The 1,893-nt window shown below is 62.1% G+C and carries 2 protein-coding genes; both read right to left on the minus strand.

Annotation, left to right across the window (positions count from 1 at the left end):
• Nucleotides 1-524, minus strand: a 524-nt coding sequence (locus J2W40_RS20475) for a hypothetical protein (protein ID WP_310227795.1), incomplete at its 3' end; no start/stop codon positions are given.
• Between the two features lie 62 nt (nt 525-586).
• Nucleotides 587-1,893 (minus strand): TonB-dependent receptor plug domain-containing protein (locus tag J2W40_RS20480; protein WP_310227796.1); only part of this gene is annotated, 1,307 nt, incomplete at its 5' end.

Here is a 1,893-nt window from a genome sequence, read left to right on the forward strand (position 1 = left end):
TCGCGCCGCAGAAGGCCGCCACTTTCCAGCAGAAGCTGGAACAGGCGCAACCCGCCAAGGATCAGGGCGTAGCGGACAAATTGTCGCAGCAGGATTTCCGGCGTGAACGCCCCATAGCCTGCATTCATCGCCACGGCACCGACCAGAACGACCAGCTTGAACCCGACAAAGGCAGCGATATAGGTCGTGACGAGCTGCGCAAAGGATGACTGGTTCGGCAAGGCGCTGACTGTGCGATCAGCCACCAGCAAAGCGGCGACAGCGGCAAGCGCGAGGGTGACGGCCCATCCGGCATTCTGCGTCGTCAGGGAATAGTCCAACAGGCAATAGCCGACGGCCTGCGACGCCGCCCAGGCGGCCAGCATGAGGATGATCCCCGCCTTGCGCGGCACATAGAGCGCCGCGAGCGCAGCCAGAGCGGGAAAGGGCGTGGCGCAGGCCAGCACCAGCGTCGTCGCTACGCTCGCGAAGGTCATCGATCCGATCCACAGATTGCGGGCGGCGGCAGGGGACATAGGCTGCATGGACAAGCACTCCTTGGCTTTACGAGGATGGGGATAGCTTCTGGTTTTCAAGAATCTGGTCATCACAGGCGCGCCCGGAACCCGGCATAGATGCTGCGGCCAAGCTGGCCATAGCGACGCGCGGTTTCATAATAGTCGTCGAACATATTTTCGGCTCGTGCGAACAGGATGAGGGTCGGCGTCACCGGCATCTCCGCGCGCAAGTCGACGAGCGTGTAGGCGCTGTTGACGAAGGGCGTCACCGTCGCGCTGGTTCGCGCCGTGTCGATCGTCTTGCCGGAACATCGTACCGCAACGGCGGTGGTGAGGCCGAACGGCCAGGCATAGCTCGCTGTCGCATTGGCGGCGTGGCGCGGCCTGCGCGCAAGCTGGTTGCCGAAATTGAGGCCCGGCGACCGGTCTTCCGCTACGATCCAGCTATAATTGCCGTCGACGGTCAGGCGGCCGATATGGGCAAGGCCTGCCATCTCCAGACCGTGGGCCTCGCTGCGTTGGATATTGGCATAATAGCCCGCCCGCGGCGTGGTCGTTCCTGGCGCAAAGCAAAGCGGCGGACGGCTGCTCGTCGCGCAGCCATTATAGGTGATCAGATTGTCCGTGTTCCGTTCGAACCAAGTGGCCGACAGGATCAGCTTATGGTCGAAAAGATGCTGCTCGACGCCCACGTCCCAACCGCGTGACTTTTCCGGGTCGAGCGCGCTGTTCCCATATTCGCTGTGCAACTGGTAGAGGGTAGGGGCCTTGAAGCCCTCGCCATAGCTGGCGCGCAGGATCGTGCGATTGTTAAACAGCGACCAGACCGCGCCGCCGCCAAATACCATATTGCCGCCAAAGGCCGAATGACGATCATGGCGAAGCCCCCCATTGAGCGTGAGGCCGACGACCGGTTCGATCCTGACCTGCGCATATTGACTGTCGATATCGGCCGACGAACGGATGGTGGCATAGCTGGCCAGGCTGTTAGGGGGAGAGGCGGAGCGCATCGTCTGTTCTTCGCGTTCCACACCAAAGACGATGGTCCAGCCCTGTGTGAGGCCAAGCGTGCCCTGATATTCGTAGCGATCGGTCTGCCCCTTGGCGGCGAAACTCTGCGGACGCACCATCCGCAACGGATTGATATTGTCGCGCACCGTTTCGCTACGGCTAAAGCCCAGGCGGTTGTGCAGCGCGCCGTTGAACAGATCGGCATTGAGGCCGGCATAGCCGGTCCACTCTTCGACCAGCGAATATTCGGGGCTGTCTGGGACCGATCCTGCGCTATCGATATCGGCGCGCCCCTTGGCATGATAGCCGCGCAAATCTATCGAGAAGGCGGGCGAGAGGGCAATGCCAAGCCGCCCGTTGAGCGTGCTGTTGGTATATCCGTCCA

The sequence above is a fragment of the Sphingobium xenophagum genome, assembly GCF_031457465.1.
In the GTDB taxonomy this organism is placed as follows: Bacteria; Pseudomonadota; Alphaproteobacteria; order Sphingomonadales; family Sphingomonadaceae; genus Sphingobium; species Sphingobium xenophagum_A.